At 57.7% G+C, this 24284-nt stretch carries 21 protein-coding genes and 1 other annotated feature; of the genes, 16 read left to right on the top strand and 5 right to left on the bottom strand.

Annotated features, from left to right (window positions below):
- Positions 1-13: 13 nt before the first annotated feature.
- Positions 14-117 (bottom strand) — a sequence feature (Trp leader region).
- A 252-nt stretch (positions 118-369) separates the two neighbouring features.
- From rnm to rluB, 5 genes are all read left to right on the top strand, one after another.
- The gene (gene rnm, locus ACJ8J4_RS04210) at positions 370-1251 is read left to right on the top strand and encodes an RNase RNM (RefSeq protein ID WP_043142502.1); all 882 of its coding nucleotides are present in this window, start codon (positions 370-372) and stop codon (positions 1249-1251) included.
- A 47-nt stretch (positions 1252-1298) separates the two neighbouring features.
- Positions 1299-1919, top strand: coding sequence for an L-threonylcarbamoyladenylate synthase (locus tag ACJ8J4_RS04205; RefSeq protein WP_025303045.1), 621 nt, complete (start codon positions 1299-1301; stop codon positions 1917-1919).
- Positions 1920-2034: 115 nt separating this feature from the next.
- Complete coding sequence (locus ACJ8J4_RS04200) at positions 2035-2394, top strand: Rap1a/Tai family immunity protein (RefSeq protein WP_025303044.1); 360 nt, start codon at positions 2035-2037, stop codon at positions 2392-2394.
- Positions 2395-2543: 149 nt separating this feature from the next.
- Positions 2544-3341, top strand: a complete 798-nt coding sequence (locus ACJ8J4_RS04195) for an alpha/beta fold hydrolase (RefSeq protein WP_043142506.1) — start codon at positions 2544-2546, stop codon at positions 3339-3341.
- Between the two features lie 162 nt (positions 3342-3503).
- Positions 3504-4409, top strand: a complete 906-nt coding sequence (gene rluB, locus ACJ8J4_RS04190; RefSeq protein WP_025303042.1) for a 23S rRNA pseudouridine(2605) synthase RluB — start codon at positions 3504-3506, stop codon at positions 4407-4409.
- A 38-nt stretch (positions 4410-4447) separates the two neighbouring features.
- Here rluB and cobO read toward each other — a convergent pair whose 3' ends face one another.
- Positions 4448-5038 (bottom strand): cob(I)yrinic acid a,c-diamide adenosyltransferase, encoded by a 591-nt coding sequence (cobO, locus tag ACJ8J4_RS04185; protein WP_025303041.1) that lies wholly within the window; start codon positions 5036-5038, stop codon positions 4448-4450.
- Positions 5039-5051: 13 nt separating this feature from the next.
- Positions 5052-5813: a YciK family oxidoreductase gene (locus ACJ8J4_RS04180; RefSeq protein WP_025303040.1), complete on the bottom strand. Its 762-nt coding sequence runs from the start codon at positions 5811-5813 to the stop codon at positions 5052-5054.
- Positions 5814-6172: 359 nt separating this feature from the next.
- On the opposite strand from ACJ8J4_RS04180, the gene sohB reads away from it, so the two are divergent.
- Positions 6173-7219 (top strand): protease SohB, encoded by a 1047-nt coding sequence (gene sohB / locus ACJ8J4_RS04175; RefSeq protein ID WP_004930703.1) that lies wholly within the window; start codon positions 6173-6175, stop codon positions 7217-7219.
- A gap of 51 nt (positions 7220-7270) precedes the next feature.
- Here the strand turns inward: sohB and ACJ8J4_RS04170 are convergent, their stop codons facing one another.
- Positions 7271-7522: a YciN family protein gene (locus ACJ8J4_RS04170; RefSeq protein WP_033650243.1), complete on the bottom strand. Its 252-nt coding sequence runs from the start codon at positions 7520-7522 to the stop codon at positions 7271-7273.
- Between the two features lie 427 nt (positions 7523-7949).
- On the opposite strand from ACJ8J4_RS04170, the gene topA reads away from it, so the two are divergent.
- From topA to acnA, 5 genes are all read left to right on the top strand, one after another.
- The gene (gene topA / locus ACJ8J4_RS04165; protein WP_004930691.1) at positions 7950-10547 is read left to right on the top strand and encodes a type I DNA topoisomerase; all 2598 of its coding nucleotides are present in this window, start codon (positions 7950-7952) and stop codon (positions 10545-10547) included.
- 360 nt (positions 10548-10907) lie between these two features.
- On the top strand, positions 10908-11882 hold the full coding sequence (gene cysB / locus ACJ8J4_RS04160) for an HTH-type transcriptional regulator CysB (protein WP_004930690.1): 975 nt from the start codon (positions 10908-10910) through the stop codon (positions 11880-11882).
- Positions 11883-12215: 333 nt separating this feature from the next.
- The gene (locus ACJ8J4_RS04155; protein ID WP_043142510.1) at positions 12216-14525 is read left to right on the top strand and encodes a type VI secretion system Vgr family protein; all 2310 of its coding nucleotides are present in this window, start codon (positions 12216-12218) and stop codon (positions 14523-14525) included.
- 17 nt (positions 14526-14542) lie between these two features.
- Complete coding sequence (locus ACJ8J4_RS04150; protein WP_043142513.1) at positions 14543-14938, top strand: hypothetical protein; 396 nt, start codon at positions 14543-14545, stop codon at positions 14936-14938.
- Between the two features lie 218 nt (positions 14939-15156).
- The gene (gene acnA / locus ACJ8J4_RS04145; protein WP_197835974.1) at positions 15157-17829 is read left to right on the top strand and encodes an aconitate hydratase AcnA; all 2673 of its coding nucleotides are present in this window, start codon (positions 15157-15159) and stop codon (positions 17827-17829) included.
- Between the two features lie 56 nt (positions 17830-17885).
- Here the strand turns inward: acnA and ribA are convergent, their stop codons facing one another.
- Positions 17886-18479 carry a GTP cyclohydrolase II gene (gene ribA / locus ACJ8J4_RS04140; protein ID WP_025303036.1) on the bottom strand — a complete coding sequence of 198 codons (594 nt, stop codon included), beginning with the start codon at positions 18477-18479 and terminating at the stop codon, positions 17886-17888.
- A 279-nt stretch (positions 18480-18758) separates the two neighbouring features.
- Here ribA and pgpB point away from each other — a divergent pair, with 279 nt between their 5' ends.
- The gene (pgpB, locus tag ACJ8J4_RS04135) at positions 18759-19520 is read left to right on the top strand and encodes a phosphatidylglycerophosphatase B (RefSeq protein WP_043142522.1); all 762 of its coding nucleotides are present in this window, start codon (positions 18759-18761) and stop codon (positions 19518-19520) included.
- 22 nt (positions 19521-19542) lie between these two features.
- Here pgpB and ACJ8J4_RS04130 read toward each other — a convergent pair whose 3' ends face one another.
- Positions 19543-20337 (bottom strand): DeoR/GlpR family DNA-binding transcription regulator, encoded by a 795-nt coding sequence (locus ACJ8J4_RS04130; RefSeq protein WP_089180979.1) that lies wholly within the window; start codon positions 20335-20337, stop codon positions 19543-19545.
- Positions 20338-20725: 388 nt separating this feature from the next.
- On the opposite strand from ACJ8J4_RS04130, the gene ACJ8J4_RS04125 reads away from it, so the two are divergent.
- The 4 genes from ACJ8J4_RS04125 to ACJ8J4_RS04110 all read left to right on the top strand — a co-directional run bounded on the left by ACJ8J4_RS04125 (position 20726) and on the right by ACJ8J4_RS04110 (position 24243).
- Complete coding sequence (locus ACJ8J4_RS04125) at positions 20726-21529, top strand: transketolase (RefSeq protein WP_043142526.1); 804 nt, start codon at positions 20726-20728, stop codon at positions 21527-21529.
- 2 nt (positions 21530-21531) lie between these two features.
- On the top strand, positions 21532-22437 hold the full coding sequence (locus ACJ8J4_RS04120; protein ID WP_089195944.1) for a transketolase family protein: 906 nt from the start codon (positions 21532-21534) through the stop codon (positions 22435-22437).
- 9 nt (positions 22438-22446) lie between these two features.
- Positions 22447-23247 (top strand): GolD/DthD family dehydrogenase, encoded by an 801-nt coding sequence (locus ACJ8J4_RS04115; RefSeq protein ID WP_025303031.1) that lies wholly within the window; start codon positions 22447-22449, stop codon positions 23245-23247.
- A 63-nt stretch (positions 23248-23310) separates the two neighbouring features.
- The gene (locus ACJ8J4_RS04110) at positions 23311-24243 is read left to right on the top strand and encodes a D-ribose ABC transporter substrate-binding protein (protein WP_025303030.1); all 933 of its coding nucleotides are present in this window, start codon (positions 23311-23313) and stop codon (positions 24241-24243) included.
- Positions 24244-24284 lie beyond the last annotated feature (41 nt).

Here is a 24284-nt window from a genome sequence, read left to right as displayed (position 1 = left end):
GTGAATTCTGTCCATAAAAAAGCCCGCATCAAGTGCGGGCTCAGGAAATCTGCATTGTCAGATGACAGCTATGCGCGATTACACCGCCCGCAAGAGGGAGGTACGCCACCAACCGTGAAGAGAAATATAGTTGTTCATTTGCCGACTCTCTCTGTTAACGCTCATCTGACACGGCCGTTGCCGTGAACTTGTGTACTAGTTAACTGGTTCGCGGCGACAAAGTCAACCCTCTTTTTGCACAATGTTTTAGCGGCCAGCGTGAATTCTATTCATCATCCGCCTGGCGCCTGCGGCCAGGGCAGAATAGATTTCCGTCCGGCCGTCGATCGCGGGTATGATAGAAAACCAAGCCATTGCCGGATAGCCGTTTTGACAGACAGTAACCCCCCATCCACCGCTTTTACTCTGTACGATCTCCACAGCCACACGACCGCCTCCGACGGTTATCTGACGCCGACGCAGCTGGTACTGCGGGCGGTCGAGATGCGTGTAGGCGTGCTGGCGATCACCGATCACGATACCACCGCCGGATTGGCCGAGGCCGCCACGGCCATTGCGGAGCAGGCGTTGCCGTTGCGGTTGGTCAACGGGGTTGAAATCTCGACGCTGTGGGAAAATCATGAAATTCATATCGTTGGGTTGGGCATGGACGTCACGCATCCGGCGCTGGTGGCACTGTTGGCGGAACAAACCGAACGCCGCAACTGGCGGGCGCAGGAGATTGGCGTGCGCCTGGGTAAAGCGCGGATCCCTGACGCCTATGCCGGCGCGCAACGGCTGGCGGGCGCCGGCGCGGTCACCCGCGGCCATTTCGCCCGTTACCTGGTGGAGCTTGGCGTGGCGAACAACATGGCGCAGGTGTTCAAGAAATACTTGGCCAAGGGCAAAACCGGCTACGTGCCGCCGCAGTGGTGTACAATAGAACAAGCCATTGATGCGATTCATCAATCGGGCGGTCAGGCGGTGATGGCGCATCCCGGCCGTTACGATCTGACCGCGAAGTGGTTGAAACGTTTACTGGCGCATTTCGCCGAACACGGCGGCGACGCCATGGAAGTGGCGCAGTGTCAGCAGGCGCCGCATGAGCGCGCGCAGCTGGCGAAATACGCGCAGGACTACCACCTGTTGGCCTCGCAAGGCTCTGATTTCCATCAACCTTGTTCGTGGATCGAACTGGGGCGCAAGCTGTGGCTGCCGGGCGGTGTCGAGCCAGTGTGGCGCGATTGGCCGCAACCGGGCCAGGCGGTCTGATTTTACGCGCGTGGCAACGCGCGCGGGCATCATTTTAGGAGCAAGTCATGAGTCAGCTTTTTTATATTCATCCGGACAACCCGCAACCGCGTTTGATTAACCAGGCGGTCGACGTGCTACGCAAGGGCGGAGTGATCGTTTATCCCACCGATTCCGGCTATGCGTTGGGTTGCATGCTGGAAGAGAAGGCGGCGATGGAGCGCATTTGCCGCATCCGTCAACTGGACGGCAACCACAACTTTACCCTGATGTGCCGCGATCTGTCCGAATTATCGACCTATGCGCACGTCGATAACACGGCCTTCCGCCTGATCAAAAACAATACGCCGGGCCACTACACGTTCATTCTGAAGGCGACCAAAGAAGTGCCGCGCCGCCTGATGAATGAAAAGCGTAAAACTATCGGCCTGCGCGTGCCCTCAAACCCGATCGCGCTGGCGCTATTGGAGGCGTTGAACGAACCGATGATGTCCACCACCCTGATGCTGCCGGGCAATGATTTTGCCGAGTCCGATCCGGAAGAGATCAGCGATCATTTGGGCAAGGTGGTCGATCTGGTGATCCACGGCGGCTTCCTCGGCCAACAGCCGACTACGGTTATCGATCTGACCGAATCCACGCCGGAAGTGGTGCGCGAAGGGGCGGGCGACGCGGCGCCTTTCCGCTGATGTAAAAGGTTGCCACCTTGCCCATTGTCTGAAAATCGGCTGAAGCGAGGCTATTTCGCGTGAAAGCCGCTATTCTTGATTACTTCAGAATTGATAATGGGCAGGATGCGCAGCAATGATTAAACAGGTTTCTTTTTTAGCGGCCTTATTATTTTCCTCAATGGCAAATGCGGGTTTTTATTCAGGCAGCGGTTTGCTGGCGGAATCCGGCGGTTACGTAAAAAATAAAAGCGGTGAAGCCACCGTGGCCGAAGCGCTGAATGGTGGCATGTTTATGGGATACGTCGCCGGCGTATTCGATACCTATTCTATGCAGGGCAATCGCAATATCTGTCCGGCTGCCGGGATGAGCATCGGCGTCGCCGCCGACGCGGTGATGAAGTATTTGAACGAGCACCCAGAGCAACTGCATTATTCCGCTCCGTCGGTGATCATGCTGGCATTAAGCGCTGCCTATCCCTGCGTGCGCCATTAAGTTCCCGTTCCAATTAGTGCGCATTTTTTCTTAAGGTGCGCTCGGGGCGCATTCCGCACGAACTTCAATAGATCAATGCCTGCTGCGCTGTCACCTTATTCCCGTCGGTATTTCCCGAACGGGTCGGGGAGAGACGCGCAGGAGGTAATATGACCGCATTTCACAGTGCCAACATGATGCTCGACTATCAGGATATCGGCTCAGGGCCGCTCACGCTGGTGCTGTTGCCCGGCTGGTGCGAACCGAAAACCGTGTTCGAGCCGTTCATTGCTTTGGCGGCCGAACGTTATCGGGTGATCAACATCGACTGGCGGGGCCATGGCCTGTCGTCGAAAGCCGCGGAGATGTCGCTGACGGCGGACGATTTGCTGGAGGATGTGCGCCAACTGCTGACGGCGCTGCGTTTGGATAACGTGGTCACCCTGTCGGTGGCGCACGCCAGCTGGCTGGCGGTAGCGTTGGCTGAAGCGTTGCCGCAGCGGGTGCAGGGCATGGTGTTTCTCGACTGGATCATGACGCAGCCGGAACCGGCGTTCTTTACGGCGGTGAGCCGCATGCAGGAGCCGCAGCGGTGGCTGGCGGCGCGCGACGCCTTGTTCGACTTCTGGCAGGGCGGCATCCGCCACGATCGGGTCAAACGCCATCTGGAGGTTGAGATGGCGCAGGAAGATTACCGGCTCTGGCGTGCCGCCGGCGTGGCCATCGAACAGGCCTATCGGCAATTCGGCTCACCGCTGCAACGCCTGGCGGGAATGAGCGCACCGCCGCCGTGCCGGCACATCTACTCGTTGGATCGCCGTGACGACTATCTGCGGCAACAGCAGGCCTTTGCCGCCGAGCAGCCGTTTTTCTCCGTGGTGCGTCTCGGGGAGGCCCGTACTCACCTCGGCATTCTGGAACGGCCTGACTCGGTGCTGTGGGCTGTGGAGGATTTTTTGGCGCCGTGAACGCCGTCTGAAGGGGGACACCGCCGATAAAGTGGGTTTCAACACCTTAGAAAGCCTGTATAATACACGGTTCGATCCTGATAAACGTATTATGACCGTTGTGGCTGTTGGCCACGACGGTATCCCCCCGACGCCTGTGAAGGCGACATTAGAGGTTGCTCAATGAGCGAAAAGTTACAGAAAGTATTAGCGCGCGCCGGGCATGGCTCGCGTCGTGAAATCGAAACCATGATTGAAGCCGGGCGCGTCAGCGTCGACGGCAAGGTCGCCAAGCTGGGCGACCGCGTTGAAGTGACCCCGGCGATGAAAATTCGTCTGGATGGTCATGTCCTGTCGATCAAAGAATCCGAAGAGGTGGTTTGCCGGGTGCTGGCTTACTACAAACCGGAAGGCGAGCTGTGTACCCGCAGCGATCCTGAAGGCCGCCCGACGGTGTTCGATCGCTTGCCGAAGCTGCGCGGTTCACGCTGGGTGGCGGTAGGGCGTCTGGACGTCAACACCTCCGGTCTGCTGCTATTCACCACCGATGGCGAACTGGCCAACCGTCTGATGCATCCAAGCCGTGAAGTGGAACGTGAGTACGCGGTACGCGTGTTCGGCCAGGTTGACGATGCGAAAGTGAAGCAGCTGAGCAAGGGTGTGCAATTGGAAGACGGCCCGGCCGCCTTCCGCACTATCAGCTTCCAGGGCGGTGAAGGCCTCAACCAGTGGTACAACGTGACCCTGACCGAAGGCCGCAACCGTGAAGTGCGTCGCCTGTGGGAAGCGGTGGGCGTGCAGGTGAGCCGCCTGATCCGCGTGCGTTACGGCGACATCGATCTGCCGAAAGGCCTGCCGCGCGGCGGCTGGGCCGAACTGGACCTGCCGGCGATCAACTACCTGCGCGAGCTGGTGGAACTGAAGCCGGAAACGGTCAGCAAAATGCCGGTGGAGCGTGAGCGCCGCCGCGTGAAGGCTAACCAGATCCGCCGTGCGGTCAAGCGCCACTCGCAGGTAGCCGGCAGCGGCCGCCGCAGCGCGCCTGGCAGCAAACCGGGTAAACCGGGCAAGCCAAGCAAACGCAGCTAATCCCTCATTCTGGCCCCGTTCGGGGCCAGAACTTTTTGTTACCAATCGATCCCTTGTTGCGCCTTCACGCCTGCGTCGAACGCGTGTTTCACCGGTCGCATCTCCGTGACCGTATCAGCCAGTTCCAATAGATCGCGATGGCAACCGCGCCCGGTCAGGATCACCGTTTGGTGCACAGGGCGCCGTAGGAGCGCTTCCTTCAACTCGTCCAGTTCCAGATAGCCGTAGGTCAGCATGTAGGTCACTTCGTCCAGCAGCACCAGGTCCAGGCTGCTGTCGGCCAGCATGCGTTTACCGTGCTGCCACACCGCCTGGCAGGCGGCGGTGTCGCCTGCCTTGTTCTGCGTCTCCCAGGTGAAACCGGTGGCCATTACCTGAAATTCAACGCCGTGTTGCTGTAGCAGATTCTTTTCGCCATTGGGCCATTCGCCCTTGATGAACTGGATCACCCCGGCGCGCATGCCGTGGCCAACCGCCCGGGTGACGGTGCCGAAGGCGGCGGTGGTTTTACCCTTGCCGTTACCGGTAAACACCAGCAGCAGGCCGCGAGTATCCTGCGCCGCGGCGATGCGCGCATCAACCTGTTCTTTCAGGCGCTGCTGGCGCTGTTGATGACGATCTTCCGCCATGAAACGCTCCTTATTATTCGGCCGCGCCGGGTTTACGATTCGGCTGCGCGTCGAAGCTCATGCCAGTTTTGCGGCGGCTGTCCTCGCCCATCAGATACAGGTACAACGGCATGATATCGGCGGGGGTCTTCAGTTTGTTCTTGTCTTCGTGTGGGAAGGCGGATGCGCGCATTTTGGTGCGGGTGCCACCCGGATTGATGCAGTTCACCCGCAAATTGCGAGTTTTGTACTCGTCGGCCAATACCTGCATCATGCCCTCGGTGGCGAACTTCGACACCGCATAGGCACCCCAGTCTGCGCGGCCGGTACGCCCGACGCTGGAGCTGGTGAACACCAGCGAACCGGCGTGGGATTTCAGCAGCAGTGGCAACAGTGCCTGGGTCAGCATAAAGGTGGCGTTGACGTTAACCTGCATCACCTCTTGCCACATGGTCATCGACAGCTCGGCCATCGGCGCGATGTCGCCGAGCAGGCCGGCGTTGTGCAGCACGCCGTCAAGGCGGGGGATCTGGCTAGCCAGATCGTCGGCTATCTGCCGGCATTGCTCCTGAGTGGCGTGCAGCAAGTCCAGCGTCACCACCAAGGCCGGGGCGCCGCCCTGGGCCGCAATTTCTTGTTGTACCGCCAGCAGTTTGCTCTCGGTACGGCCCAGCAGCACCAGTTGGGCACCGAAGCGCGCGTAGGTCAGCGCCGCTTCACGGCCGATGCCGTCACCGGCGCCGGTAACTAAAATGATACGTTGTTCGAGCAGGTCTTGTTTGGGTTGGTAATGCACGATACATCCTCGCCTGGGTGGCTGTTCTCCCGCGAATATCGGGGAGCAAGGGTGAAACGCGCGGCCGGGGCGGGAGCAAAGGCTCGACCGTCTGCGGGCCGCGCAGCGAATCCGTCTCATCGTATTGATGAATAATGGGTGTTATATGCCTTAATCCGCGGGCATTTTCAATGCGTAGCAGGCTGAAATGGCATTCTTTTGTAACAAAAGCGCGGCAGCGGCGGCTTGGTTCGACCGTAAATCGTCCCCATAGTGATGCTCCGTGCGCAATGAATTTTCATTTAGCCGCGACAGCAGCCGCTGCGGTTGGCTAGAATGGAAAGAAGTATACTAACAACCTGTAAATAAAGGCGGAATCTGTGGAGTTTATATCTGTTTATGGCCTGTTTCTGGCCAAGGTCGCCACGGTGGTGCTCGCCATCGCCGCGTTGGCCATATTGGCGGTCAGCCTGGGGCAACGCAAGAGCCGCCAAAAAGGGGAGTTGCAGCTGACCGACCTCGGCGAACAGTATCGCGAGATGCAGCGCGATATGCGCCTGGCGCGCATGGATGCCGCCGAGCAGAAGGTCTGGCTGAAACAGTTCAAGAAGCAGACCAAATCTGATGACAAATTGAAGAAGCAGCGCGCCAAGTCCGGCGCGGTGGAAGTGGCCAAGCCGTGCCTGTATGTGCTGGATTTCAAAGGCAGCATGGACGCGCACGAGGTGACGTCGTTGCGTGAAGAGATCTCGGCGGTGCTGGCGGTGGCGTCGGCGCAGGATGAAGTCCTGCTGCGCCTGGAAAGCCCTGGCGGGGTGGTGCATGGCTATGGCCTGGCGGCCTCGCAGTTGGAGCGCCTGCGCAAGGGCGGCATTCGCCTGACGGTAGCGGTGGATAAAGTGGCGGCCAGCGGCGGCTACATGATGGCCTGCGTCGCGGATCGCATCGTGGCGGCACCGTTCGCCATCATCGGTTCCATCGGCGTGGTGGCGCAGATCCCGAACTTCCACCGCCTGCTGAAAAAGAATGACATCGACGTGGAGCTGCACACCGCCGGGCAGTTCAAACGCACGCTGACGCTGTTCGGTGAAAACACCGAGCAAGGGCGCGAGAAGTTTCGCGAAGATCTGAACGAAACCCACGAACTGTTCAAGCGCTTCGTGCATGAGCAGCGCCCGTCGCTGGATATCGATAGCGTCGCCACCGGTGAGCACTGGTTCGGTTCTCAGGCCAAAGAAAAGGGGCTGATCGACGCCATCGGCACCAGCGACGATTTGCTGATCGCCGAGTTGGATAACCACGAAGTGATCGCCGTGCGCTACACGCGCCGCAAACGCCTGATGGATCGCTTCACCGGCAGCGCGGCGGAAAGCGTCGATCGTTTGCTGTTGCGCTGGTGGCAGCGTGGGGAAAAGCCGTTGTTGTAACGGCGATGAGAGCAGGAATCAACGGGGGCCAGGTGCCCCCGTTTTCTTTACTCAATCGACCAGGTGGTATTTTTCCGAAAGCAGATGGGCCAAATGTTTAAACATATTAAATACCGCGGTGGTTTTGGCGGTGGGCAATCCGTCGGCATCCAAAAAGTATTCGCCTCGAAAAACTAAAACGCCGCTTTTTTGTTCAACGTCGGTGGCGATCATGCCGTGCAGATAATCTTCGTGTTGGCGGATGATGTTATTTGCTTCCGCCAGTAGGGCCTCGCGGCCGATAGGTGCAGTATTCTTGTGCATTTATTAGACTCCAAACAAAAAACGCTGCGCATATTCTAACGCCGGTTCGCTTTTATCCGCAAACCGACTAAGGTTTATTTGCCGTCTGGATGGCCATGGGCGGCCGCCGGTTGGCGAAATCTGCCTTTCCGTGCTAATTAGGTTGCGTGACGCTTTTTATCAGGTACAGTGTGGGATTTTGCGGCGTCGGGTGGAAGGTTTTGTTTACGCCATGAATAAAACTCACACAGCCATACTTCTGGGGCATGGGTGAATAGCAGGCAGGATCAACAACTTGCGTTCAGGTTGAGCAATTGGGCAACCAAAAGAAAAAAATCTGTTGATCTCTTGCCAGACTGCCGCAATATAAAAAAAGAGACACGAATTGCCGCGGCACGGCGAGATAAAAGACTTCTTTTTAGAAGAAATAAATTAGGTAAAGGTAAATATGGGTAAAGCTCTCGTAATAGTTGAGTCCCCGGCAAAAGCCAAAACTATTAATAAATATTTAGGAAGTGACTACGTGGTGAAGTCCAGCGTCGGTCATATCCGTGATTTGCCGACCAGTGGCTCAGCCAGCAAAAAGAGCGCTGACTCAACCGAAGACAAAGCCAAGAAAAAAGTTAAAAAAGATGAGAAGGCGGCGCTGGTAAATCGCATGGGCGTCGACCCTTACCACGGCTGGAAAGCGCATTATGAAATCCTGCCGGGTAAAGAAAAAGTGGTCGCCGAGTTAAAATCGTTGGCGGAAAACGCCGACCACATTTATCTCGCAACCGACCTTGACCGCGAAGGGGAAGCCATCGCCTGGCACCTGCGGGAAGTGATCGGTGGGGATGACAAACGCTTTAGCCGCGTGGTGTTTAACGAAATCACCAAAAACGCAATCCAACAGGCGTTCAAACAGCCGGGCGAGCTGAACATTGACCGCGTTAACGCGCAGCAGGCACGCCGGTTTATGGACCGCGTGGTGGGCTATATGGTCTCGCCGCTGCTGTGGAAGAAAATCGCCCGCGGCCTGTCCGCCGGCCGCGTGCAGTCGGTGGCGGTGCGTCTGGTGGTTGAGCGCGAACGAGACATCAAGGCGTTCGTGCCGGAAGAGTACTGGGAACTGCATGCCGATCTGCTGGCGAAGGGTGAAACCGCGCTGCAGATGGAAGTGACCCATGCGCACGACAAACCGTTCAAGCCGGTCAACCGCGAGCAGACTCACGCCGCGGTCAAGCTGCTGGAAAAAGCCCGTTATACGGTGCTGGATCGCGAAGACAAACCGACCAGCAGCAAGCCGGGCGCGCCTTTCATTACCTCCACGCTGCAACAGGCCGCCAGTACCCGCCTGAGCTTCGGCGTGAAGAAAACCATGATGATGGCGCAACGGCTGTATGAAGCCGGCCACATCACCTATATGCGTACCGATTCCACCAACCTGAGCCAGGATGCGCTCAACATGGTGCGTGGCTACATCGGCGACAACTTCGGCGACAAATACCTGCCGAAGGCGCCGAATCAGTACAGCAGCAAAGAGAATTCGCAGGAAGCGCACGAAGCGATCCGTCCTTCGGACGTGAACGTGCTCGCCGAGCAGTTGAAAGACATGGAGGCGGACGCGCAGAAGCTGTATCAGCTGATCTGGCGCCAGTTCGTTGCCTGCCAGATGACACCGGCGCAATACGATTCCACCACGCTGACGGTGAAAGCCGGCGATTATCAACTGCGCGCCAAGGGCCGTACGCTGCGCTTTGACGGCTGGACCAAGGTGATGCCGGCGCTGCGCAAGGGCGATGAAGATCGCACTCTGCCATACGTCGAAATCGGCAGCGAACTTGATCTGCAGAAACTGATCCCAAGCCAGCACTTCACCAAGCCGCCGGCGCGCTACAGCGAAGCCTCACTGGTGAAAGAGCTGGAAAAACGCGGTATCGGCCGTCCGTCCACCTACGCCTCCATCATCTCGACCATTCAGGATCGCGGTTATGTGCGGGTGGAAAGCCGCCGCTTCTATGCCGAGAAAATGGGCGAGATCGTCACCGATCGCCTGGAAGAGAACTTCCGCGAGCTGATGAACTATGACTTCACCGCGCGTATGGAAGACGGCCTTGATGAGGTCGCCAACAACCAGGCCGAGTGGAAAGCGGTGTTGGACGAATTCTTCGTCGACTTCAGCGAGCAGCTGGAAACGGCGGAGAAGGATCCGGAAGAAGGTGGCATGCGGCCTAACCAGATGGTGATGACCAGCATTGACTGCCCGACCTGCGGCCGCAAGATGGGCATCCGTACCGCCAGCACCGGTGTGTTCCTCGGTTGTTCCGGCTACGCGCTGCCGCCGAAGGAGCGTTGCAAAACCACCATCAACCTGGTGCCTGAAGCGGAAGTGCTCAACATCCTCGAAGGCGACGACGCGGAAACCAACGCGCTGCGCGCACGCCGCCGCTGCCAGAAATGCGGTACGGCGATGGACAGCTATCTGATCGACAACCAGCGTAAGCTGCACGTCTGCGGTAACAACCCGGCGTGTGACGGTTATGAGATCGAAGAGGGCGAGTTCCGCCTGAAAGGCTATGACGGCCCGGTGGTGGAGTGCGACAAATGCGGCTCGGAAATGCACCTGAAAATGGGGCGCTTCGGCAAGTACATGGGCTGCACCAACGAGAACTGCAAAAACACCCGTAAGATCCTGCGTAACGGCGATGTCGCGCCGCCGAAGGAAGATCCGGTACCGTTGCCAGAGCTGCCGTGCGAGAAGTCCGACGCCTATTTCGTGCTGCGTGACGGCGCTGCCGGCGTGTTCCTGGCGGCCAATACCTTCCCTAAATCGCGCGAAACCCGCGCGCCGCTGGTGGAAGAGCTGGCTCGCTTCAAGGATCGTCTGCCGGAGAAACTGCGTTATCTGGCCGATGCGCCGGTCGCGGATGCCGAAGGCAATAAAACGCTGGTGCGTTTCAGCCGTAAAACCAAGCAGCAGTACGTCTCTTCTGAAAAAGACGGCAAGGCGACCGGTTGGTCTGCGTTCTACGTGGACGGCAAGTGGGTTGAAGGCAAGAAGTAAGGCTGATGTCCTGCCTGTAAGATGAAAAACCAGCCCTGGCGGCTGGTTTTTTATTGGTGAAAAGGGGCAAACGGATCTATCCTTTGCTGTTTTTATCCCTCCGACACCGCCGTTTCACGTTGATACCAATGCAAAATAATCGTTATCATAGTGTGACGCGGATCTATACTTGAAGCTGCAACGTGGTATAGTGGTTATATAAAAAGTTTTTTTATTATTAAAGCTTATTAACAACGGCGCTTTCTTCACCATCAGGGTAGAACACGGTGTTTATGGCTTGTGAGTTTCAGCATACCGGGGCGACACCGATATACCTGGCTGCGGGTAAGCCGCAGTGTTTAACCTAGGATGGTATAAGATATGAAATTGCAGCAGCTTCGTTACATTGTGGAAGTGGTTAACCACAACCTGAATGTCTCCTCGACGGCAGAAGGGCTCTATACCTCGCAACCCGGCATCAGTAAACAGGTGCGCATGCTCGAAGATGAGCTGGGCATCCAGATTTTCGCCCGTAGCGGCAAGCACCTGACCCAGGTCACCCCCGCCGGCCAGGAAATCATTCGCATCGCGCGTGAAGTATTGTCCAAAGTGGACGCCATCAAAGCCGTTGCCGGTGAACACACTTACCCGGACAAAGGCTCGCTGTACGTCGCCACCACGCATACGCAGGCTCGCTACGCCTTGCCCAACGTGATCAAGGGCTTTATCGAGCGTTACCCGCGCGTCTCGCTGCACATGCACCAGGGGTCGCCGACGCAGATCGCCGAAGCGGTCTCCAAGGGCACCGCCGATTTCGCCATCGCCACCGAAGCGCTGCACCTGTACGACGATCTCATCATGCTGCCGTGCTACCACTGGAACCGTGCGGTGGTGGTGAAGCCCGATCATCCTTTGGCGGGCAAAAGCAGCATCAGCATTGAAGAACTGGCGGCTTACCCGATCGTCACTTACACCTTCGGCTTTACCGGCCGCTCGGAGCTGGACACCGCCTTCAACCGCGCCGGCCTGACGCCGCGCATCGTCTTTACCGCCACCGACGCCGACGTGATCAAAACCTATGTGCGTCTGGGACTGGGGGTGGGGGTGATCGCCAGCATGGCGGTGGATCCAGTGCAGGATCCGGATCTGGTGACGGTGGATGCGCGCGATATCTTCACCTACAGCACCACCAAGATCGGCTTCCGCCGCAGCACCTTCCTGCGCAGCTACATGTACGACTTTATTCAGCGCTTCGCGCCGCACCTGACGCGCGACGTGGTCGACAGCGCGGTGGCGTTGCGTTCCAACGAAGAGATTGAAGCGATGTTCAAGGACATCAAGCTGCCGATTAAATAGCCGCCAGCGTTGACGACATCAAACAACACCCGGACAGGCCTGCGCCTCTCCGGGTTTTTTATGCGTAAAACCCTGCGCCATAACACACCCCATTCGCAAGCTGCGCTAATCCAATCTTGGTTGGGGGAACGCGTTATGGCGCTTTAACGTCAGACCGACTCCCTCTGTCATTTCCACTAAGTTTCTGAATAATGCCCATTCTGGCTTAAGACAGCTTATGTCTTCCTTGTTAGGAATCATCTGAAAACAAAGTGTTTTTGTTCTGGCAAAGAGTTTTTTTTCTCTCGGAAGTTAAAGTAATGCTAACCAATTGCCAGCGGAGCCGCTTATCTCATGACCAGCCGTATCTCTGTTCAATTGCCCGTTGAGGGCCTGCTTTTTTGGAAGCTGGCGGGCCGTGAGGCCTTGTCCGAGCCGTTTGCGCTTACGCTGACCTTGCTGGGACGGGATGCCCGCATTAATCGCAGCGAGCTGTTGGGGCAACCGGTCACGGTGAATCTACCGACGGGACTGCTGTCAGCGGATCGCCATATCAATGGCAAAGTGACCCGCGTTGCCGTCAGTGCCGTCGAATTAAGTGGCACGCGTTATGCTGTGTATACGCTGACGGTGGAATCGGATCTATGGCCGATGAAGCGGGATCGCAATCTGCGCATCTTCCAGGGGCAGACGGTGCCGCAAACGGTGCATGCTTTGCTCAGCGAATATCAGGTGAACGTAGAGGATAAACTCACCGGTCGCTATCGGGTGTGGGATTACTGTGTTCAGTATCAGGAGAGCAGTCTCGATTTTATCAGCCGCCTCATGGAGCTGGAGGGTATTGTTTACCATTTTCGCCATGAGGCGGGCCGCCACACGCTGGTGCTGACGGATGCGGCAGGGCAGTATCAGCCGTTTAGCGGCTACGAGACGATCCCTTACCATCAGACTCCGTCTGGCGGCAGCACCCTCGAGCAGGGCATCGGCCAATGGGCACCGGAAGACAGCGTAACGCCGGGCATTTACGGTTTGGACGACTATGACTTTCGCAAACCGAACGCCTGGCTGTTCCAGGCTCGCCAAAACCCGGCCTCGCCGATGCCGGGCAGCATCGACGTCTACGATTGGCCGGGCCGCTATGTCGAGCACGCCGATGGAGAATTCTACGCACGCGTGCGCCAGGAACGCTGGCAGGTGGAACATCAGCAGGTACACGGCACAGCAACGGCGATCGGAATCGCGCCGGGCTATACCTTTACCCTGATCAACGCCCCGTTTTTCAGCGATAACGGCGAATACCTGACGACGGCCGCCGATTACACGTTCTCCGAGAACCGCTACGCCAGCGGCGAAGAAGGAGAGACAATTCATCGCATCGACTTTACGGTTATCCCGGCTGCTACCGTCTTTCGTCCGCTGACGGTGACGCCGTGGCCGCGCACCTATGGCCCGCAAACGGCCAAGGTGGTGGGGCCCGTCGGCGAGAATATCTGGACGGACAAATACGGCCGGATAAAAGTGAAGTTTCACTGGGATCGCCGCGCCAAAGGGGATGATACCAGTTCGTGCTGGGTGAGGGTCTCGAGTGCCTGGGCGGGGCAAGGGTTCGGTTCGGTACAGATACCGCGCGTCGGTGATGAAGTGGTGGTGGACTTTATCAATGGCGATCCGGATCGGCCGATTGTCACCGGGCGCGTCTACAATGAAGCGAGCATGCCGCCGTGGGTGTTGCCGGCGGCGGCTACGCAAATGGGCTTTATGACTCGCAGTAAGGACGGAAGCCGGGACAATGCCAGCTATCTGTTTTTCGAAGATAAGGTGGGCAGCGAGGCCGTGGAACTGCACTCCGAAAAGGATATGAAGGTTTCGGTGGAAAATGACCAGCAGGTCAATATTGACGGTAACCGGTCGACAACTATCCTCAAGCAACAGCAAGACGAAGTGACGGGCAATGCCACCTTCCATTACAAGAGCCAGCGCACCACCACGGTGGATAAAAAAGAAACCGGCTATTTTAATGGCGGTGTCGCTACGGAGATCAAGGCAGGGCGGACGTTCGACATTAAGGACGGCGGTGACAAGGTAACGATCAAAGGCGACCGTACCAGCGATATCGACGGGAATGAAAGCCACCATGTCTCCGGCAAACTGACTGAGACCCTGGATAAAGGGCGGGACGTTACGATCGGCGCTGGCGGCCATAAAGAGAACATCACGGGGGGCGTTACCAGCGAGATCAAGGGCGGCGTCAACGAAACGATCAAAGACGGCGTTACCACCAATATCAATAGCGGCGACTGGACGCAAAACGTCAACGCGGGAACCATTACGATTTACAGCCCGCATCAGATCAAAATTGTCAGCGGCGAAAAGATCAGCCTCGAAGCGCCGGAGTCCGTGTTCAATCCCAAGCTGCACAGCCTGACCGTGACTGCCTTCAGTGAAAGCATTACCGGTAATAGCGTATCGGCATCGGCGATAGCCAGCAGCATCGTTGGCGTGTCCAACGGCCTGACGGGGCTATCCAATTCTTATAAGCTGAAAGAGTTTTCAAAGACGGCGTTCAAAACGGAAACGAACGGGGTGGTGGTGAATGTCGAGGTGACCAATATCAGCAACAGAACGCTGAATGTAACGAATAACTCATTGTTTATAATTACATAAAATGGAGCAGCACGCTTATGTCTCTGGCTGATATGTCGAAGTACTTCCTGTATGCGGGGATCGCCACCCCTGTCGTGATGGGCATTTTCTTTTACTGTATTTTTAAAAACAACGGCGGTAACTCGACCGAGATGTCTGCAGTTAAAAACTATCTCAACAAGGACAGCTGGCAAGGTGAAATTATCGCCTCACACCTCGAATCCTGTCGGCAAACCAACACTCGATATGGCAATGACTTTTTCTTTGACGTTGATTTTTATCTCCCGGGCGACACCCGACTCCACACTGCCAAGGCCCTGGTTCAACCAGGCCAGATGCATCTACTGCGTAAAGGGATGGACATCAAGGTAAAGAAGGGGCGTAAGAATCAGCTGGCGGTTGTGGAGATGGATTTCCCCGCTGAGCTGTTGTAGCTAACCTTTCCCTGCCAAAGCGCCGCATCGTTGCGGCGTTTTTGTTGGCGTATTGCCTAACCCCTTGGCTGGGCTCGCACTTCCTTTCCGCTGATTGTTCCCACCTATCGTTGTGATCAAATCGTGTTGTTATCAAAACGTTAACTTATCTTTGTGGTATCTTTAAACAAGACCTCACTGATTACCCTGTTTTAGTCACAATAAGAAATGGAGGAGCTATGTCGTCCGATCTTCGTGAAACAAGTATGGATAAGCTGGTTGCGCTGAATAGCGAATATTACTATTACAGTCTGCCGCTGGCGGCAAAGCAGCTGGGTGCTATCGACCGGTTGCCGAAATCAATGAAAGTGCTGTTGGAAAACCTGCTGCGCCATGTGGATGGTGACACCGTGCAGGTTGACGACCTCAAGGCCATCGTCGCCTGGCTGCAAACCGGCCATGCTGACCGTGAGATCGCCTACCGTCCGGCGCGCGTGCTGATGCAGGATTTTACCGGCGTTCCGGCGGTGGTGGATCTGGCCGCGATGCGCGAAGCGGTACGGCGACTGGGCGGCAACGTCGACCAGGTGAATCCGCTGTCGCCGGTGGATCTGGTGATTGACCACTCGGTTACCGTCGATGAATTTGGCGACGATAACGCCTTCGAAGACAACGTGCGTATCGAAATGCAGCGCAACCACGAGCGCTACACCTTCCTGCGCTGGGGGCAGAAAGCCTTCAACCGCTTCCGCGTGGTGCCGCCGGGCACCGGCATCTGTCACCAGGTCAACCTCGAATACCTCGGCCAAACGGTGTGGCACAGCGACGAAAGCGGCCGCCGCGTGGCTTATCCGGATACGCTGGTGGGCACCGATTCCCACACCACCATGATCAACGGCCTGGGCATTCTCGGCTGGGGCGTCGGCGGCATCGAAGCGGAAGCGGCGATGCTGGGCCAGCCGGTGTCGATGCTGATCCCGGACGTGGTCGGCTTCAAGCTGACCGGCAAGCTCCGCGAGGGCATTACCGCCACTGACCTGGTGCTGACGGTGACTCAAATGCTGCGTAAGCACGGCGTGGTCGGCAAGTTCGTCGAGTTTTACGGCGATGGGCTGGCCGATCTGCCGCTGGCGGACCGGGCAACCATCGCCAATATGTCGCCGGAGTTCGGCGCCACCTGCGGTTTCTTCCCGGTGGATGACGTTACGCTCGGCTATATGAAGCTCAGCGGCCGCAGCGCCGAACAAATCGCGCTGGTGGAAGCCTACGCCAAAGCGCAGGGCATGTGGCGCAACCCGGGTGATGAACCGGTCTTCACCAGCTCACTGGCGCTGGACATGTCAACCGTGGAAGCCAGCCTCGCCGGGCCAAAGCGCCCGCAGGACCGCGTCGCGCTGCCGAATGTGCCGCAGGCGTTCACGGCCGCGACCGAGCTGGATATCGGCGGCCACAAGGCCAATACCGACAGCAAAACCTTTACGCTGGACGGGCAGCAGCACGAACTGCGCGACGGCGCGGTAGTGATTGCGGCGATCACCTCCTGCACCAACACCTCCAACCCGAGCGTCATGATGGCGGCCGGCCTGCTGGCGAAAAACGCCGTCAAGAAAGGGCTACGCAGCAAACCCTGGGTAAAAACCTCGCTGGCGCCGGGTTCCAAAGTGGTGACCGACTACTTTGACAGTGCCAAACTCACCGCCTATCTGGAAGAGCTGGGGTTCAACCTGGTGGGATATGGCTGTACCACCTGTATCGGCAACTCCGGGCCGCTGCCGGATCCCATCGAGCAGGCGATCAAAGAGGGCGATCTGACCGTGGGCGCGGTGCTGTCGGGCAACCGTAACTTCGAAGGGCGCATCCACCCGCTGGTGAAAACCAACTGGCTGGCCTCGCCGCCGCTGGTAGTGGCTTATGCGCTGGCGGGCAGCATGAAGATCGATCTGACCAAAGAGCCGCTGGGCGAGGGTAATGACGGTCAGCCGGTCTATTTGAAGGACATCTGGCCGAGCAGCCAGGACATCGCTCAGGCGGTGGAAGAAGTGCGCACCGAGATGTTCCACAAGGAATACGGCGAAGTGTTCGACGGCGACGCCAACTGGCAGGCGATCCAGGTGACCGGTTCGGCGACCTATCAATGGCAGGAGGATTCTACCTATATCCGCCATCCTCCGTTCTTCAGCACCATGAAGGTGAAGCCGGATCCGGTGCAGGACATCAAGGACGCGCGCATTCTGGCGATTCTGGCCGACTCGGTGACCACCGACCACATCTCGCCAGCGGGTAACATCAAGCGCGACAGCCCGGCGGGGCGTTACTTGAGCGAGCACGGCGTGGCGCCGCAGGATTTTAACTCCTACGGTTCACGCCGCGGCAACCACGAAGTGATGATGCGCGGCACCTTCGCCAACATCCGCATTCGCAACGAAATGGTGCCGGGCGTGGAAGGCGGCTATACGCGCCATATTCCGTCGCAACAGCAGCTGTCTATCTACGACGCCGCCATGCAGTACCAGCAGGAGAAAGTGCCGCTGGCGGTGATCGCCGGTAAAGAGTACGGTTCCGGCTCCAGCCGCGACTGGGCGGCGAAGGGGCCGCGCCTGCTGGGCGTGCGGGTGGTGATAGCCGAATCCTTCGAGCGCATTCACCGCTCAAACCTGATTGGCATGGGGATTTTGCCGCTGGAGTTCCCGCAAGGGGTGACGCGCAAAACCCTGGGGCTGACCGGGGATGAGCAGATCAGCGTTGGCGGCCTGCAACAGCTGCAGCCGGGCCAGACGGTGCCGGTGCATATCACCTATGCCGACGGGCGCAAGGAAGTGGTCGACACCCGTTGCCGCATCGATACCGGCAATGAGCTGACCTACTACGAAAACGACGGTATCCTGCACTATGTGATCAGGAAAATGCTGTAATTAAGCAATAAAAAGGGCGCCGCGAGGCGCCCTGATTGTTTCCACCGCGGTAGCGATCACTTCTGGTCGAGCAAATGGCCCATTTTGGCGGCCTTGGTGGCCAGATAGCGTTCGTTCTTCGGATTGCGGCCGACGATCAGCGGCACGCGCTCGCTGATATTGATACCGGCTTCGGTCAGGATCTCGACCTTTTTCGGGTTGTTGGTCAGCAAACGCACCGCGTCGACGCCCAGCAGTTTGAACATATCGGCGCACAGGGTGAAGTCGCGCTCGTCGGCGGCGAAGCCGAGCTGATGGTTAGCTTCCACGGTGTCTGCGCCCTTATCCTGCAGGGCGTAGGCGCGGATCTTGTTCAACAGGCCGATATTGCGGCCCTCCTGGCGATGATAAAGCAGGATGCCGCGGCCTTCTTCGGCGATCTGCTCCAGTGCGGCTTCGAGTTGAAAACCGCAGTCGCAGCGCAGGCTGAATAAGGCGTCACCGGTCAGACATTCGGAATGCACGCGTGCGAGTACCGGCACTTCGCCGGAAATATCACCGAATACCAGTGCCAGATGGTCATGCCCGGTCGCCAGTTCTTCGAATCCTACCATCAGGAAATCGCCCCAAGGTGTCGGCAGTTTAGCCTCTGCCACCCGTTTAAGCTGCATGTCATTCTCCACAAAAACCTACGATTCAATCATTGTCGCGCATCCTAAGTCCGGTTCAGTGAATTGACCAAGACTAAAACGTGCTACGCCGATCTCTATTTCGTTAATTATCGGCTATTTTGCCACAACTTCTTGCCGGGCGGTGCTCAGCAAACCAGCAGATGGCGTTTTCTGGCCACCTATTATTGCGATAGGTTGCCTATCTGTTTAATTTTTCGCGTGTTATCAATATTGCACTCTTGTTACACTGCGGACTGATTCACGCAGAGGAAAACGGGAATGTATGAGATAGCGAAACGTACGGCGGGCGGCGCGCTGCTGCTGCTGTTGATGCCGCTGGTAGTATGGGCATCCGGCTGGCACTGGCAGCCCGGCGGCAATGATCGGCTGCTCAAAGCGCTGTACTGGGTGACCGAAACCGTGACCTCGCCGTGGGGCATTCTGACCAGCGCGATCCTTTGCGGTTGGTTTTTGTGGTGCCTGCGCTTTCGGCTGAAGCCGGCGATCGGTCTGGCGATGCTGCTTTTCGCCGCGCTGTTGATTGGGCAGGGCGTGAAGTCGTTGATCAAGGATCGGGTGCAAGAACCGCGTCCTTTCGTGGTGTGGTTGGAGCAAACTCACGGTGTGGACGGCAAGTATTTCTACTCGCTGCAGCGCAAAGAGCGCAGCGCGCTGGTGCGCGAGCAGTTGCAAGATCAGACGCTGGTGCCGAACTGGCTGCGCAAGCACTGGCAGTTTGAAACCGGCTTTGCTTTTCCGTCCGGGCACACCATGTTCGCTGCCACCTGGGCACTGTTGGGCGTAGGGCTGCTGTGGCCGCGCCGCCATTATAAAACCGTCGCGCTGCTGATGGTGTGGGCAACGGGTGTGATGGGCAGCCGTCTGCTGCTGGGCATGCACTGGCCGCGCGATCTGGCAATGGCCACGTTGATCAGTTGGTTGCTGGTGGTGATCACCTGCTGGCTGGCGCAGCGCTGGTTCGGTCCGCTGACGCCGCCGCCGCAAGAGCAGCAGGAAATCGCGGCGCGCAAGCCGGAATAATCACTTCTTTCACAGGCGCCGTTCAGGCGCCTGCCACCAAGACCTTAATGCCTACCTTTTCAAATGCCTGCAGTGCGGAATCGCTAATTCCGTTGTCGGTAATCAAATAGTCGATATGCTGCCAGTCACAAGGCAGCGCAAACATTGAAACCTTATCGATCTTGCTTGAGTCGGCCACCACATACACCGTGTTGGCTGCATTGATCATCGCCATTTTCAGTTTGATGTCGGTTTCGCTTGGGAAACTGAGCCCGTGGCGGGGCGAGATGCAGGCCGTCGCGAGGAACAGTTTTTGCGCCAGCACGTTTTCGAAGAAGCTGGCGGCTTTGTCCCCGGAGGTGGAGAGCGTAGGGAATTTGAATGAGCCCCCGGTCAGCAAAATATTCACGCCCGGTTCGCCGCCCAGCTGCAGTGCAATATTGACGCCGGTGGTGATAACGGACAGTTTCTTTATGTGATTCAGGTGATTGGCGATAGCCGTGGTGGTGGTGCCCGAATCAAGAATGATGGTGTCGCCGGGTTCGATAAAACCGGCGGCGAGCTTGCCGATGCGATCTTTGGCGGTCAGGTTAACCTGGCGTTCCAGCAGCATGGCATGAGTATTTTGCTTGCCATCAACCAGGGTTGCACCACCGTGGAAGCGCTGCACATAGCCTTGCTGCTGCAGGACGCGCAGATCGGTACGAATGGTCGCCTCGGTCAGCTTGAAGGTATCGGTAAGCATTTTGACCGTCGCCGAGCCGTCTTCGCGGATCATGTCGAGGATCTTTTCGCGCCGTTGCTGCATTTCCGCCAGCTGTTCGCTTTTGCTTTTCAATCGAAAGACTCCTGCACCTATCAGTACCTGTCAGTTCCCGCCACGCGGTTTGCTACGGCAACTCCTTATTGATGCGCTGAATTTTAGCTCGCGATTATTGATAAAGCCACGGATAAACTGCATTGGTTTTTGTTCGAAAATCAATGGAGTCCAATGAAATCAACGGTAAAAACTAAATCAAACTCGGTGATTTTACTTTATATTATTGTTATTTATTGGTTTTTATTGATTCTTTGATTGTCTGGTAAGCGCTTTTGCTTGAAATTTGATCTTGCCCACATTAATTATCGTTTTTGCTGCATATGATTTCCATTCGAAAATCAATGGCGAGTTAACGGATCAATTTCGATGCGATAACGATAATCAGGGCGCTTATGCAGAGGTGACGATGGACTTTCAGGCGATTAAAAACACGGCACGCCAGGCGCGCCGATATGTGGTGACCATGAACCATAAGGCAGGCAAGGGCCATACCGGCGCCGATCTGTCGGAGATCGACATCATCTGCACCTTGTATATGGCGGTGATGGATCGCAGCAATGCCCGGCCCGATCAGGATCGGTTCATTTTGTCTAAAGGGCATGGCGCCGGCGGTTTCTACTGCAGTTGCGCGGCGATGGGCTTGCTGGATCCTGCGGTGCTCGATCAGTTCATGGGCGACGACACCTTGTTGGCCGGGCATCCGGTGCGGCAGAAGCTGCCGGAGCTGGTGGAGATTAACTCTGGCGGTTTGGGGCATGGGCTGCCGATCGGCGTGGGGCTGGCGCTGGGCAACAAGCTGGCGGGGCGTGCGCATCGCCGCGCTTTCGTGTTGCTGGGCGACGGCGAACTGGCAGAGGGTTCCAATTGGGAGGCGGCGATGGCGGCCAGCAAATTTAAGCTGGATAACCTGATTGCCATCGTCGATCGCAACCGGCTGCAACTGGCGGGAAAGACAGAGGCCATCATGCCGCTGGAACCGTTGGCGGAAAAATGGCGCGCTTTCGGCTTTGAAACTCTGGAATGTGACGGCCACGATCCGGCGGCGCTGGTGGCGGCGATCCAACGCCCGAGCCAGGACAAGCCGCGAGTGATTTTGGCCAATACCGAAAAGGGGCACGGCGTGTCGTTTATGGCTAACGTTGCCGCCTGGCATCACGCGGTACCGGACGAACAACAGCTGGCGCAGGCGCTGGCGGAACTGGAGGGGTAAACATGCAGGATTTACGCGATGCGGTGGTAACGGCGTTGATCGAACAGCAACGGGCGGGTGCGGATCTGAGCGTGATGGTGGCGGATTCCACGTCCACGTCGAAAATCGCGCCCTTTGAGCAGGCTTATCCGGAGCGGGTGGTGAACGTCGGTATCGCCGAGCAGAACATGGTAGGCATGGCCGCCGGCATGGCGCTCAGCGGCCGCACGGTCTTTACTGCCAACGCGGCACCTTTCCTTTTCGCTCGTTCTAACGAACAGATGAAAAACGATGTTTGCTACACGGAGACCAACGTGAAAATGCTCGGCCTGAATGCCGGATTCGGCTATGGGCCGCTGGGGGCGACGCACCATTGCATGAACGATATCGCCATTGCCCGCACGCTGGGCAATCTCTGCGTCTATGCGCCTGCGGATGCGCGGCAAGCGGCAGAGATTGTCCGTTATGTTATCGCACAACCCGGCCCGGCCTATATCCGTATGGACAGCGACAAGTTGCCGGTGTTGAACGCGGATTACCAATTCCGTCCGGGAGAGCCGGAGGTGTTGCACCAGGGGGAAGATAACCTGGTGTTCTGTTTGGGCACGGTGGCTCATGAGGCGATGAAGGTGCTGGCATTGGGCGATAACCCGACCATTGTCTCTCTCCCTTCGCTCTGGCCACTCAATGAGGCGGCGGTAGTGGCGCTAATGCGCTCGCACCGCCGGGTGCTGACCATGGAGGAACATGCGCTCAGCGGTGGTTTAGGCACCATCATCGGTGAATTGTTGCTGCGGCATCAGCTGCCGCGGCCGTTTACCGCGCTGGGCGTGCCGGCTTACGAATTTACCCACAGCAGCAGCCGGGCGGCGCTGCGGCGGCAATACGCCATCGATGCGGCAGGATTGCATGCACAGTTAACTCAATAGGGGGATGCGATGGAGCGGAACGAATATGACGTTAATTTACGCTACGGTGTCGATAGCCGGATGTCGCTGGCAGGGAAGGTTGCGGTAATCACCGGCGGTTTGGGCGGCATCGCGATGGCAGCCAATCGCCTGCTGTTGGAAAAGGGCGCGCGCCTGGTGTTGATGTATCCGGCCTTTGAACAAGACAAGGCCGCGGCAGCGCTGCGAGAGTTGGGCGATGAACAGGTGTTCTGTCAGGTGTGCGACGTGACCGAACCCGACTCGGTGGCTGCCGCCTTCAACGCGGCTGAGCGGCGCTTTGGCCGGCTCGATATCCTGGTCAACTGCGCCGGCTACGTTAATTTGCAGCCGGCGACAGAAGTCACGCTCGAGGAGTGGCAGCGCCATCTGGCGGTCAATCTCACCGGGCCTTTCCTGTGCTCACAAGAACTGGCGCGCCGCGCGATAACCGCCGGCCACGGCGGGAAAATCATCAACATCGCGTCGCAGGCGGCTTCCATCGCCATTGACGATCACTGTGCTTACACCTCCGCCAAGGCGGGGCTGCTAGGCATGACCAAGGTGATGGCCAAAGAGTGGGCGCCGCACGGCATCACCGTCAATACGTTATCGCCCACCGTGGTGCTGACGCCTATGGGAGAGAAAGCCTGGCGAGGCGAAAAGGGCGAGGCGATGAAAAAGCTGATCCCACTGGGGCGTTTTGCTTATACCGATGAAATCGCGGCGGCGATCCTGTTTTTTGCCAGCAACGGCAGCGACATGATTACCGGCGCGGACCTGATGATCGACGGCGGTTTTACCATTTGGTAAGCGGCAACCGCAGCGATCGCCAACACCAGACGATGTTCAACACAACGATAAGAGAACACCATCATGAGAAAAATAGCCACTTACCTTACCCTGCTCACCGGTTTTGCCTTCACCTCTGCCATGGCGGCGGAAAAGGGCACGATCGCCATCCTCGTCAACTCATTGGACAACCCTTATTACTCCGCGGAAGCCAAGGGGGCCGAGGCCAAAGCCAAGTCTCTCGGCTATCAGACGCTGGTGCTGTCGCACGGCGAAGACGTTAAGCGCCAGGGAGAGCTCATCAGCCTGGTTATCGGCCGTAAGGTTCAGGGCATCATTTTGGATAACGCCGATTCCCAGGCCAGCGTCGCCGCCGTACAGCAGGCGAAAAACGCCGGCATTCCAGTGGTGCTGATCAACCGCGAGATCCCGGTTGATGGCGTGGCGTTGGCGCAGATCACCCATAACAACTTCCAGGCCGGCTCGGACGTCGCCAACCAGTTTGTGGAAAAAATGGGGGAAACCGGCAAATACGCCGAGCTGACCTGCAACCTGGCGGACAATAACTGCGTTACGCGTTCGCAGTCGTTCCACAACGTGATCGACCAATATCCTGAGATGGTCAGCGTGGCGCGTCAGGATGCCAAGGGTAATCTGCTGGAGGGGAAACGCATCATGGACAGCATTTTGCAGGCGCATCCGGACATCAAGGGCGTGATCTGCGGCAACGGCCCGGTTGCGCTGGGCGCAGTGGCGGCGCTGAAGGCCGCTGGCCGGCAGGATGTCACCGTGGTGGGCATCGACGGCAGCAACGATGAACGTGACGCCATTCTTAACGGCAACCTCTACGCCAGCGTGATGTTGCAGGCGCAGGCTATCGCTGCGCAGGGCGTTGAAATCCTCGACGGTTATTTCCAATCCGGCAGCTATACCGGCAAGGAACGCGTGATGTTCCGCGGCATCCTGATCGGCAAAGACAATGCGCAACGGGTCAGTGACTTCAACTTCAAACCGTAACCCGCGCTGAGCGGCGTCTTTCACCACCCCGTCCTGGTGGC

Origin of the sequence: Serratia sp. CY47280 (genome assembly GCF_052168655.1) — a bacterium.
GTDB lineage: Bacteria > Pseudomonadota > Gammaproteobacteria > Enterobacterales > Enterobacteriaceae > Serratia > Serratia bockelmannii.
The sequence above is the reverse complement of the archived record's forward strand: the minus strand, read 5'-3'. Positions and strand labels throughout refer to the sequence as shown.